Here is a 12384-nt window from a genome sequence, read left to right on the forward strand (position 1 = left end):
AAAAACAGACTGGTTAACACGTAATAACAAGAGAAACCATTAGTCTGGTATTAATTTTTACCGTTATTAGTGTATACTTGATTTTGTGATGAGGGTCACGAAACAAGACCCCACTAAAAAATTCGACGAGGTAAGAATCATGAAAATCAAATCTACTGTAGCGGCGCTGAGCGTCCTGTCTGTCCTGTCATTCGGTGCTTTCGCGGCTGACTCTATCAATGCTGACCAGGCGCAATCCCGCCAGGCCATCGGTACGGTTTCTGTCGGTGCGGTCGGCACGTCTCCAATGGACATGCATGAGATGCTGAACAAAAAAGCGGAAGAACAGGGTGCGTCAGCCTATCGCATCATCGAAGCGCGATCTGGTGACCAGTGGCACGCCACCGCAGAGCTGTACAAATAAGTTTTAGTAATAGCTGAACACGTAAATCTCCACTCAACGGCACCAGGCATAAAAATAGCGGTTCAACCCTTCTCGCCGTTGAGTAAAAAAACCTATTCAGGAGTAAAGACTATGAAAACCAAATTGATCATCGCAACCCTCGGTCTGGCATCTGTTCTCTCTTTCGGCGCAAGCGCAGCCGTACAGCAGGTGAATGCCGACCAGGCACAAAATCTGCAGCCTATGGGCAGCATCTCCGTGACGTCTGTCACCGGCTCTCCGATGGATATCCGTCACGAACTGGCTGCCAAAGCTGAAAAAGCAGGCGCCAGCAGCTATCGCGTCACCGAACTGAATCAGGGTGACCACTGGCATGCAACGGCAGAACTGTATAAATAAACCCTCGTCGTATCTCATCATACGACTTGCCCCTGGCCTCATGGTCAGGGGCTTTTTTTCATTCAGTGTCGCGCGTTAAAACGCAGCTGCCCTTCCAGCTCTTCTTCCGCTTCATCGAACAGCAATATCAGCGCGCCAAAACGTCTTCGAAGCTTATCGGGCAAATGGATGAACTCAATTTCCAGCGGGAGCGGCAACAGACTGCCGGTGACCACGTCCCACAGCGTATCCAGATTCGTCACGCTTTCCCGTTCAAGATCAAATGCCCGGATAAATTCACGGTAGAAGTCTTCCTGACTGTCGATCTCGTCAAAATCAAACGTATAGGTTTTCATTGCCAGCCACCCAGTCCAGGCGAGCGGCAGATGCCGCCCTGTCTATTATAATCCCCCAATATGCAGGGTTTTCACTTCCAGGTACTCTTCCAGGCCCAGCACGGAGCCCTCTCGTCCAAGACCTGACTCTTTTACGCCGCCAAAAGGCCCCAGTTCCGTGGAAACAGCACACTCGTTAATGCCGATCATCCCACTCTCGATCGCCTGCGAAACGCGGAAAACACGTGAGAGATTCTGGGTATAGAAGTAAGCCGCCAGCCCATAGGGCGTGTTGTTGGCGCGCTGGATAACTTCATCTTCCGAGGTGAAACGGAAGCACGCCGCAACCGGCCCAAACGTCTCTTCTTCTGCCAGCTTCATGCCTTCATGGCAGTCGCCCAGTACGGTTGGCATCCAGAAATTCCCGCCAAGCGGATGGGGCTTACCCCCAGCCAGTACGGTTGCGCCCCGGGCAACGGCATCGTCGACATGCTCACGCACCTTGTCGACCGCAGCCGATTCAATCAGCGGCCCGACAACAACGCCCTCGTCAAGACCATTCCCCACTTTCAGCGCATTCACCGCATCGGCGAGTTTATTCACAAATTTGTCGTAGACGGTTTCCTGAATATAAAAACGGTTCACGCTGACGCAGACCTGCCCGGCATTGCGGAACTTGTTGGCAATCGCCCCCTTCACCGCCGCGTCGATATCTGCATCCTCAAAAACGATATACGGGGCATTTCCCCCCAGCTCCATCGAAACTTTTTTCATGGTTTCTGCGGCGTTACGCACCAGCGTTTTGCCGACGGAGGTTGAACCGGTAAAGGAGATTTTACGCACGTCGCGGCTTGCCATGATCGCATCGCTGATTTCATGCGTATTCCCGGCTACGGCGTTAAGCACGCCGTCGGGCACACCGGCCTGTTTCGCCAGGGTAAGCAGCGCAAAGGCGCTGAGCGGTGTGTTATTGGCCGGTTTTATCACCCCGGTGCACCCTGCAGCCAGCGCCGGGCCTAACTTGCGGGTGAGCATGGCCATCGGGAAGTTCCACGGCGTAATCGCCGCGACCACGCCAATGGGTTCACGGGTCGCCAGAATGCGTGAGCCGGGTTTGATCGGCGGAATAATTTCACCGTTCGCGCGTTTGGCTTCTTCGGCAAACCACTGGATAAAGCTGGCGGCGTACTCGACTTCGCCTTCCGCTTCTTTCAGCGGCTTGCCCTGTTCGGTGGTCATTAACCGCCCGAGCCAGCTTTTATTCTCAATAATCAGTTCGTACCAGCGATAAAGAATCGCCGAGCGCTCTTTCGCGGTTTTGGCACGCCAGGCCGGGAAGGCTTTGGTGGCCGCTGCAATAGCCTCTTCGGTTTGTGCTTTACCCGCTTTGGCGACTTTCGCGATGACTTCCCCGGTCGCGGGGTTAAGCACATCGAAGGTCGTGTCCAGCGTTTTCCAGATTCCGTTGACCAGATAACCGGTCTGAAAAAGGATGTGATCCTGAAGCGCCTGGGTCGTCATGTGTCCTCCCTTCCTGAAATGTAAGAACGTGCTGGAATAAGTATAGCCACAAAAAAACCGACGCTTTTGGCGTCGGTTTTTTTACTTCAGTCAGCTATCCGTGAGAGCGTTCTGGTAGCGATGCAGCATAAACACCAGCCGTCCTACCGGCTCGGTCACCTGAGGCGGCGCTTCCCAGGTTTTAAGCTTCTCCTGGTAGATATCCAGCTCTTCAAGCAGTTGCGTAAAGTAGCGACGTCGTTTGTCATCACTGCTGGCGGAAAGCACGTGGTCAGCGGTACGACGCAGCTGGCGGTGCCAGGCCGACAGATCGTCGTTGATAGGCACCGGTGCGTTACGCAGACGCTGGTGCGCGATGATCATGGTTAACGCCAGGCGGAACTTGGCGATATCGCCCGGGAACTTGTTCAGCAGTAAAAACAGCTGCTGGTAGAGCGCGGGCAGATGGTTCTCTTTACGGCGCGCGGTGTTGGTTGTCATCGACGACACGGCGGCCGACACAAACTGGTTCAACAGTACGCGGCCCGTTCTTGCCTGCGAGTTATCCCGCACCAGCAGTATCACCATCATAGCCAGGAAACAGCCCACCAGCTGACCTAACGCGCTGTCGAGGAACTGACTAAAGTGGAAGGTCATCGGGTTATCGAGCACAATGATGTTAATCGTACTCGCCAGCGCCCCCAGCGATCCCAGACGCCGCTTTTGCACTTCAATGCCGATAAAGAACGCCATCACCGCCAGGCTAATACAGAGCAGCAGCATGCTCTGCTGCGTCGACGGGATGATGACCAGAAAGTAGAGCGCACCTATCGGCAGGGCGGCAATGGTGCCGTACAGGAAATCGATGGCGACCATACGCGGATTAGGCAGACGCATCGCCAGTGCGGTCACGACGGCAATCATCACCATCGCGCCGCTGCCGGACGTCCAGCCCGTCCACAGCCAGAACAGCGTGCCGAGCATACAGGCAAGCGTCGTACGCCAGAAGTTAACCATCGCGTGATGGCGTTCGGCTGATTCCGCCTTGATCACCACTTCGCCCTGCAGCACTTCTTCTTCCGCCGCGCTGATTTTTGTATTCCCGATCACGCCGCGTTTCAGCAGCAGGTAGCGCGTCGCGGCGCCGACCCAGGTATAGATGGTTACCGGCGTGTCGCGCTCCCCTGTCCAGGCGATAACCCTGCGCATACGCTTAAGCTGCTTGTGCACGTCCTGCACCGTTTCCACCGGCTCGGCGAACAGCTCGCGGAAGGTATCGGTGACCGCTTCCGGCCGGGTGTTCTGTATCAGATAGGTTTCGCATGCCTGGGTAATCAGCGTTAACGAGACCGTATTAAGGGCTTTCAGACGACGGTTTGCGCGAGCCCAGCGTGACGACTCCATATTGAGATTGCTGCGCATCCCTTCCAGCGCCTGCGTGCGGCGAACCAGCCCGCTCCAGGCTTTATCCACCTCTTCGCTGTCGCCGTGCTTGATGCAGAGCTGCATCAGCTGGTACTGAGCGACAATCAGCGCGTCAAGCTCACGGTCAACTTCCTGCTTGATGGAGCGCGGGGAGAACAGCAGGTCCGCAATAATCGCACAGACAATACCAATCACAATCTCGCTGCATCGCTCCACCGCAAACTGCGGGGCGAGCAGCGGTTCAGACTGAATGGTGATGACAATAATCAGCGCGGTATAGCCCGCCAGTCCCCAGGCGTAGGAGTTCTCCACTTTCACCAGAGACGAGATCCAGGTGCAGAAACCTGCCCAGATACAGCACACCATCAGCATCAGCAGCGGCGTGCGGATCATCAGAATAATAATGGTCAGCGCCGCAAAACAGCCGATAAACGTCCCGATGATACGCAGCATCCCGCGATAGCGGATCGCACCTGAATAGGGTTCCCCACCCGCAGCAAAGGCCGGGCCCGCCGCGACAATCGCGGCCGTCAGCACTGCCCAGCGAGGGGTTTCAAGCTGGAAGTGGAAGCCTACAAACAGCGCCAGCACAATGGCACACGCCAGCTTCACGGCGAAGCGAATGTGCTGGCTGGCGATGGAAAAGATGCCCATAGCGATTAACCAAACTCGCGCAGACGGTGGGCGATTTTACGGAAGAACGAGTCCTGGCTGGCATCCCGATCTTTTTCACCGGTAATCACCACCGTCGCCGTGGTACCCGCAGGCCACAGGTTGCCCTGCTGTTCGTCCAGATGGATACGGACCGGCACGCGCTGGGCCAGACGCACCCACTCAAGGTTGGAATCTACCGTCGCCATCCCTTTTGCATCGTTCGAACTGCTGGAGTTGGTCACCCCTGCGGCGACGCTGTCGACGGTACCTTTAAACACGCGGTTGCTGCCCAGCGGCGTGATTTCTGCGCGGTAGCCGGGACGTACGCCTTCCAGCTTGGTCTCTTCCATATAGGCGAGCACGTAGAAGGAGTTCTGTTTCACCAGCGCCACGGCGGTCGAGCCACGGGTAATGAATTCCCCGGCGTAGACGTTAAGGTTGGTCACCCAGCCATCAGACGGCGCACGGATCACGGTGCGTTCCAGATCGAGCTTCGCCAGATCCCGCGTTGCCTGTGCTTTCGCCAGCTGGTGCAGTACGGTTTGCAGCACGTTGTTGGACTGGTCAATCTCTTCACGGGACATTGCCTGAACGCCAAGCTGGTTACGGCGGCCAGCCTCGCGGCGTTTTTCCGCAGCCAGCGCCTGGTAATAGGCCACGTCCGCTTCCGCCTCTTCCAGTGCTTTCTGGTAACGAGGCTGGTCGATGGTGAACAGAACCTGATCTTTTTTCACCAGTTGGTTATCGTGAACGTTGACCGCCGTGATAAGACCGGCCACGTCAGGGGCGATCGCCACCACATCGGCGCTGAAGCGTGCATCACGCGTCCACGGTGATTCGGTGTAATAGACCCAGGCGCGGAAAATAGCGATGAAGGCGAGGATAACCAGCGCCATCGTGATGGCAGTGCGGGAGATTTTTCTTGTTAGCGTTTTCACATCAACCTCAGACAAACATGCGCGATATCAGGTAAAACAGGCAGCAATACAGCGCGGTATTGAACAATGCAGGGTGCCAGACGAAATCGTAGATCCCGGTAGGAACCAGCACCTTGCGCACCAGCCAGAAGATCGCCAGTGATAAAAGAAGCTCGAAAAATATCGGTGGGAACGACAGACCGAACACCACGATAACGGGAAACAGACTCATGTTGACCTTGATAAGAGAGAGTGCAGGCTTCAGAATTTTTTAGCGCACGCCATCGCAGGAGAGCAAGAAACGCCGGGCGAGAATGGCGCAGCCGTTATGTAATAAATAATATATTAACGTAACTGTTATGCTGTTATCTATAATATGTGATCTAAATCACTTTTAAGCCAGAGTGAACAATGGAACGTTTAAAACGCATGTCAGTCTTCGCCAAAGTGGTTGAACTGGGCTCCTTTACCGCCGCTGCCCGCCAGCTTCAGATGAGCGTCTCATCCATCAGCCAGACGGTGTCCAAACTGGAAGATGAGCTTCAGGTCAAGCTGCTCAACCGCAGTACCCGCAGCATTGGGCTGACGGAAGCGGGCAAAATTTACTATCAGGGCTGTCGCCGCATGCTGCTTGAAGTGCAGGATGTTCACGAACAGCTCTACGCCTTCAACAACACACCTATCGGCACGCTGCGCATCGGGTGTTCTTCAACTATGGCACAAAATGTTCTCGCTGCCATGACGGCGGATATGCTGAAAGAGTACCCCGGGCTTACCGTCAATCTGGTGACAGGTATCCCGGCGCCGGATCTGATTGCCGACGGGCTGGACGTGGTGATCCGCGTCGGGGCGCTGCAGGATTCCAGCCTGTTCTCGCGACGGCTGGGCAGCATGCCGATGGTCGTCTGCGCTTCGAAGAGCTATCTGGCGCAGTACGGTGTGCCGGAGAAACCCGCCGATCTCATCAACCACTCGTGGCTGGAGTACAGCGTGCGGCCCGATAATGAATTTGAGCTGATTGCCCCGGAAGGGATCTCCACCAGGCTGCTGCCGGAAGGGCGGTTTGTCACCAACGATCCGATGACCATTTCACGCTGGCTGGTGGCCGGCGCCGGGATCGCCTACGTGCCGTTAATGTGGGTGATCAACGAGATCAACAGCGGCGTGCTGGAGATCCTCTTCCCGCGCTACCAGTCCGATCCGCGTCCGGTGTACGCCCTGTATACCGAAAAAGACAAACTCCCGCTCAAGGTACAGGTGTGTATTAACTATCTGACCGAGTACTTTGTGGACGTGGCGGAGCTATTTCAGGGGATGCGGGGGAGAAGGAAAGAGTAAGCCTTTCCCCAGAAGGGCGAGGGAGAAAAGACAGCGCAGAGCAATCCCCTCTCCCCTTTTGGGAGAGGGTTAGGGTGAGGGGAAGAAAATTACGCCGTGCCGCCTACCGTCAGGTTGTCCACTTTCAGCGTCGGCTGGCCCACGCCAACCGGCAGGCTCTGACCCTCTTTACCGCAGACGCCCACGCCGTTATCCAGCTTCAGATCGTTGCCGACCATGGAGATCTGCTGCATGGCTTCAATACCGGAGCCAATCAGCGTCGCCCCCTTCACCGCTTTGGTCACTTTGCCTTTCTCGATCAGATACGCTTCTGACGTGGAGAAAACAAACTTACCGGAGGTGATGTCCACCTGGCCGCCGCCAAAGTTAGGCGCAAAGATACCGTAATCAACGGACTCGATAATCTCCTGCGGCGTGGATTTGCCCGGCAGCATGTAGGTGTTGGTCATGCGCGGCATCGGCAGGTGCGCGTAGGATTCACGGCGTCCGTTGCCCGTCGGCGCAACGCCCATCAGGCGCGCGTTGAGTTTGTCCTGCATGTAGCCTTTCAGCACGCCGTTTTCGATCAGCACATTGTACTGGCCAGGCGTACCTTCATCGTCGATAGCCACCGAGCCGCGGCGATCGAGCATGGTGCCGTCATCCACCACGGTGCACAGCTCCGAGGAGACAAGTTGCCCAATCTGACCGCTGAACACGGACGTACCGCGACGGTTAAAGTCACCTTCCAGACCGTGGCCTACCGCCTCATGCAACAATACGCCCGGCCAGCCGGCACCCAGCACCACCGGGAATGAGCCCGCCGGCGCCGCGACAGCATTCAGATTCACCAGCGCCATGCGCACGGCTTCTTTTGCCCACGCGTCAGCGCGTGCTTCACCGTCAACGTCGCCCAGGAACCAGTCATAGCCGAAACGACCGCCGCCGCCGCTTGAGCCGCGCTCGCGTTTACCGTCTTCATCGACCTGCACGCTAATGGAGAGACGCACCAGCGGACGGACATCTGCCGCCAGGGTGCCGTCGGTTGCCGCAACCAGAATCAGCTCATACACACCGCTCAGGCTGGCAGAAACTTCCTGCACGCGTTTGTCCGCCGCACGGGCGACTTTGTCCACGCGACGCAGGATATCCAGCTTCTCTTCACGGCTCATGCTCTGCAGCGGATCGATGCTGGTATAGAGCGCAGAGTGCTGCACTTCTCCCAGGGTTTTCACGCGACCATCGCCGGTATCACGCACAATGGTACGCGCGGCCTGCGCGCTCTGCTCAAGTGCGGTAAGGCTAATCTGATCGGCATAGGCAAAACCGGTTTTCTCGCCGCTGACGGCACGGACGCCAACGCCCTGGTCGATGTTGTAGGAGCCATCCTTGATGATGCTGTCTTCTAAAACCCAGGATTCGTGATAGCTCGACTGGAAATAAAGGTCGCCGTAGTCGAGACGGCGTTCGGTCAGTTGACCAAGAATGGAGAACAGGTCCTGATGGCTCAGGCCGTTCGCTGCGAGCAAATGTTCACTTACCAGGTTCAGACTCATCGTATTGCTACTCGTTCGTTGCCGCCCGTGGCGGTATAAAGATCGTATTTATTGAGAGTGAGGCAATTACCTGCCCACGTCAAATCATTGCTGTGCTTCTTTGCGCGGCTGGCGCAGCACCTCGTTAATCTGCGGTTTGTCTACCGGTCCGGTAATGCGGTAGCGCAGAATGGAGACCTTGCTCCAGAGTGGACCCAGCACTTTGCTGGCGGCAAACACCGCCGCTCCGACAATCGGGTTGACCACAAAGGCGGCCGCCACGCCCACGCTCGCGGAAATTTCCGGTGCCACGACGGCTTCCATATCCAGTTCGCGGCGCACGAGGTTAACGGAGCCTTTCATGGCGATATCAGCTTCCAGGCCATCCACCAGCGTGTCGTCCGTATGCAGAACGCCGTCCTTGATCCACGCCGTGCTGCGGATGGAATCGTAGTAGAAACCTTCGCTGAAGGTATCGCTGAAATCGAAGCGCAGCTTGCGCAGCAGCGCATCAAAACTCAGCAAGCGCAGGATCTGCCCGGCGCGCCCCGTGCTCACGTCGGCAATTTCACCTTTGCCGAAGCGGGTTTTCAGAATACCGTTCAGCGAGGCCTCATCCGGTTTCCACGGGGCGTCACGCCAGTGAAGATCGTAGTCGACGTCAAATGACGAGCCGCGCAGCGGCGTGCTGATGCCAAAGAAATTGGCTGCCGCGTCCAGCTTGTTGCCTTTAATGTCGCCCTTAAGGGATGTTCGCTGCTCGCCAGGGTTATTTACCCATTCCCCTGCGGCCGTCATACGGCCAAAACCGGTATCAACCAGGCCGCCGGAGAGCTTAAGCGTGTTTCCCTGGATGGCAAAATCACCGTCGATGCGGCCATATTTCTGCCCCCACAGCCAGCACTCCGCACAGCGCAGCTGGAGATCGGGCCAGCCGCTAAAATCGACGCGGGAGACATTACTCAATGGCGACGTCTCAGCCGGTTTATCTTTTCCGCTCGCGGCGCTTGCCGGGTTGTAGTAGAGGTAGCGGATCGCCGCCTGCCACGGCGCGTGATTGCGCATGGTCAGCGTACCGTTGATCTCCCTTCCCTGGGCCTCCACCTTCGTACCGTTAGCGCCAGGCTGCGAGACAATACTCAGGTTGTTCCACTGCTGCCCGCCCAGCATCAGCGACGGCGTGCGTACGGTAATGGCCTGCGGGAACTGGGCGGTTTCATCAACGTTTTGCCCAACGCCTTTCTGGAACAGCGCCAGCCACTCTGCACCGTCCATCGGCGGAAGATTCAGCTCAATGCCCGGCTGCTCCGGCAGCGGCGGCGTGGAGCGGCTATCCGTCGTCCAGATGGCTTTGTCGAGGGTGAGCTTGCGGTTAAGCAGCCAGCGGCTGTTGAAGTGGTTTGTCCCACCCGCGCTGCCGGTCAGCGCGAAGCTGTTAAGGTTGCCATCGACGTTCAGCTTTACCGGCAGCGGCTGTCCGGCCTGTTTATCCAGCGGCGCAGGCAGCTGGCTGTGAAGATTTTTCAGATCGCCCGTGATGTCGACCTTATACTGCGCCCCCGCGTGATAAGGCAGGTCGATTGCCACTTTACCCTGCCAGGCAACTGCGCCCTGCACTGACGCCTCAACAGGCTTCGGCAGGACGTCCATGCGCGCTGGCTGCCAGTTACCGTCCAGATTGACGGCCACCTGATAAGCCTTTTCACCTTCGGTGGTCGTAAAGTCAATGTTAACGGGCTGATTAAACCAGCTGGCCGTAAGCGGCTCGCTCTTCAGGTTACCGTTGTCAAAGCTGAACTGCCCGCTGAGGTTTTTCAGGGTGCTTTCAAGGGGTTTTATGTACAGACTGTTGTTCTTCAGACGGACGTCGCCTTTCGCGGTGGTCATCTCACCGTCCAGCGGGATATCAAGATGTAAGCGAGCATTCACATCGCCATCAAGCTGCAGCTGCTGAAGCGTCGCCGCCAGCGACTCTTTCAGCGGCGTCTCCTCAAAGTAAGGCCCCACCGCCTTGCCGGGACCGTTGATGTCGGCGTCAATCAGCAGCTTCTCTTTTGAGTAATCCGGAATATTGGCCGTCAGGTTACTGGCCGTCACGCCGCCCAGCGCCACGCTGTCGGACTTCATCCATAGTCCATCATTGAGGAAGTTGAGTTCAATATTCAGGTCTTTCAGCGCGGGCCAGCCAGGCTGGAACGCGAAGGTCGCGTTATGCAGCGGCACCAGCACCTGGAACTGGCCTTCATTATGTTTGTACGGGAAAAGATGCGGGTTACCGCCGTAGACCAGCGTGGCATTGTCCGCCTGACCGCCCTGAATCGCGCCGCTGAGATAGTCTACCAGGGCTTTTCCCATCAGGTTTTCCGGGAAGTAGCGCCAGGCCTGAGAACCGTCATCGGTGCTGATCCCGGCCAGAATGCCCAGCCAAGGCTCATCACCTTCAGGCTGCATATAGCGGAAATCGCCGCGCGCGTGCACCGCTTTGGCTTTCACATCAATATGGCGGCCATCAAGCTGGAAACCCTTGTCGTTACGGAGCCAGTTCAGCACCGCGCTGCCCTGTTCAATTTCCAGCGGCGCGCGGAAGACCGTCTCGTAAGGCATTTTGGCGTCGTGCATATCAACCGTCAGCCTGCCGTTTTCCACGCTGCCTTCGAGCTTGCCGCTAAAATGCTCCGCTCCCGGCAGCAGCTTCCACTGCTTCCAGGCCAGATCTTTCCACGTTGCCTGGAAGCGGGTTTTTTCCGTCGCCTGAAGCGGGATATCCAGCGCCAGAGAATCAATCTTTCCGCTCGGCTGCGTAGCCAGCCAGATCTCGCCCAGGTCCGGAGAGAGCTTTGCCGCCATCGAGCGAAGGCCTTCAATGGCTGCCAAATCCAGGTTGCTGGCGCGGATGCGCAGCTCGTCGCTGCGTTTACTGGCCGTGCCGCCAACGTCCTGCTCCGGCATCCAGGCCAGCGTCAGCGCACCGCGCGGCCAGGGCTTGCCGTCCATGGTGATGCGCGTATCCGGAATGGCAAACTGCCAGCCCTCTTTCTCCTGCGTCACGTGCGCGGTGAGGTTATCGACGGAAAGCTGATGCTGCTGTTTTTCGCCTTTCCAGCTTGCGCCACCCTGCTTCAGCCAGATATCGCCGCTGGCAAATTCGCCTTTGGTCAGGGTCAGCCAGCCTTCAAGGCTGAAGCGGGCCGTTTCCAGCTGCATATTTTGTTGGATCCAGTCGCCCAGCCACGGCTTGACGTCCACATCGTCGGCCTGCAGCCAGACTTTGCCGTTGTTTAACAGGCCGTCATCGTCGCGCAGATCCATACGCACCTGCATCACGCCGTGCTGGCCGTTCAGGCTTGAGAGATTGACCTGCCCCTCGGCGCGGTGCCGATCCTTGCCGTTGAGCCAGGTCAACTGCGGGATCGCCAGCTCGGCGCGCTGGCCGGAAAGGGTTATGAAGCTCACTTCGCTGTCGCGCAGATCGAAATGATCGAACTGGCGGAGGAAAAGATCGCTGAAGCGGTTGGCTTCAAGACCCTGACCGCTATCACCGCCAGACAGCGGTGTATTGGTCAGAAACTGGAGTTGATAAAAGGTGAGATCGCGAAACTGCCAGCGCAGATGCAGCAGGCTTTGCCAGACGTCCAGCGCCAGGGTCACGCGTTTGATTTTCAGGTAGCCGCCATCTTTCAGGCTGGCGTTGATATCCCGGACATCGAGCGTCGGGCCAAAATTCTGCCAGTTAGCGCTAATCTGGCTGACATTCACCGGCACGCCGGTGGTGGATTCGATTTTCGCCAGCAGCTGCGGACGCCAGCTGTCCAGATGCGGTAATACGAGACGTAGCCCGCTCACGAGCAACGCGACAATCACGACCAGCGTTGCCCCTGTAAGCAATAAAATCCCCGGCAATCGCCTCACGCATCTCTCCTTGTCAGCATTCGTCACGCAGC

10 protein-coding genes are annotated in these 12384 nt (G+C 57.2%); 3 read left to right on the top strand and 7 right to left on the bottom strand.

Features of this window, described 5'->3' with window-relative positions; genetic code table 11:
* Nucleotides 1-139 precede the first annotated feature (139 nt).
* Nucleotides 140-403 (top strand): peroxide/acid stress response protein YhcN, encoded by a 264-nt coding sequence (gene yhcN, locus V1587_RS00430; protein ID WP_371899201.1) that lies wholly within the window; start codon nt 140-142, stop codon nt 401-403.
* A 111-nt stretch (nt 404-514) separates the two neighbouring features.
* Nucleotides 515-781, top strand: a complete 267-nt coding sequence (gene yhcN, locus V1587_RS00435) for a peroxide/acid stress response protein YhcN (RefSeq protein ID WP_008502838.1) — start codon at nt 515-517, stop codon at nt 779-781.
* 62 nt (nt 782-843) lie between these two features.
* Here yhcN (V1587_RS00435) and V1587_RS00440 read toward each other — a convergent pair whose 3' ends face one another.
* From V1587_RS00440 to aaeX, 5 genes are all read right to left on the bottom strand, one after another.
* Nucleotides 844-1116, bottom strand: coding sequence for a barstar family protein (locus V1587_RS00440; RefSeq protein WP_063143598.1), 273 nt, complete (start codon nt 1114-1116; stop codon nt 844-846).
* Between the two features lie 45 nt (nt 1117-1161).
* Nucleotides 1162-2616, bottom strand: coding sequence for an NAD-dependent succinate-semialdehyde dehydrogenase (locus V1587_RS00445; RefSeq protein WP_371899202.1), 1455 nt, complete (start codon nt 2614-2616; stop codon nt 1162-1164).
* Between the two features lie 90 nt (nt 2617-2706).
* Nucleotides 2707-4674 carry a p-hydroxybenzoic acid efflux pump subunit AaeB gene (gene aaeB, locus V1587_RS00450; RefSeq protein WP_371899203.1) on the bottom strand — a complete coding sequence of 656 codons (1968 nt, stop codon included), beginning with the start codon at nt 4672-4674 and terminating at the stop codon, nt 2707-2709.
* Nucleotides 4675-4679: 5 nt separating this feature from the next.
* Nucleotides 4680-5612 carry a p-hydroxybenzoic acid efflux pump subunit AaeA gene (gene aaeA, locus V1587_RS00455; protein ID WP_023309394.1) on the bottom strand — a complete coding sequence of 311 codons (933 nt, stop codon included), beginning with the start codon at nt 5610-5612 and terminating at the stop codon, nt 4680-4682.
* Between the two features lie 7 nt (nt 5613-5619).
* Nucleotides 5620-5823, bottom strand: a complete 204-nt coding sequence (aaeX, locus tag V1587_RS00460; protein ID WP_003860416.1) for a p-hydroxybenzoic acid efflux pump operon protein AaeX — start codon at nt 5821-5823, stop codon at nt 5620-5622.
* Between the two features lie 179 nt (nt 5824-6002).
* Here aaeX and aaeR point away from each other — a divergent pair, with 179 nt between their 5' ends.
* Nucleotides 6003-6929, top strand: a complete 927-nt coding sequence (aaeR, locus tag V1587_RS00465) for an HTH-type transcriptional activator AaeR (RefSeq protein ID WP_371899204.1) — start codon at nt 6003-6005, stop codon at nt 6927-6929.
* Between the two features lie 89 nt (nt 6930-7018).
* Here the strand turns inward: aaeR and tldD are convergent, their stop codons facing one another.
* Both tldD and yhdP read right to left on the bottom strand, forming a co-directional pair.
* Entirely contained in the window at nt 7019-8464 is a 1446-nt protein-coding gene (gene tldD / locus V1587_RS00470) for a metalloprotease TldD (protein ID WP_371899205.1), read from the bottom strand.
* Nucleotides 8465-8548: 84 nt separating this feature from the next.
* The gene (gene yhdP, locus V1587_RS00475) at nt 8549-12352 is read right to left on the bottom strand and encodes an AsmA2 domain-containing protein YhdP (RefSeq protein ID WP_371899206.1); all 3804 of its coding nucleotides are present in this window, start codon (nt 12350-12352) and stop codon (nt 8549-8551) included.
* Nucleotides 12353-12384: the final 32 nt, after the last annotated feature.

The organism is Enterobacter sp. ECC-249, assembly GCF_043965265.1.
GTDB classification, from domain to species: Bacteria; Pseudomonadota; Gammaproteobacteria; order Enterobacterales; family Enterobacteriaceae; genus Enterobacter; species Enterobacter quasiroggenkampii.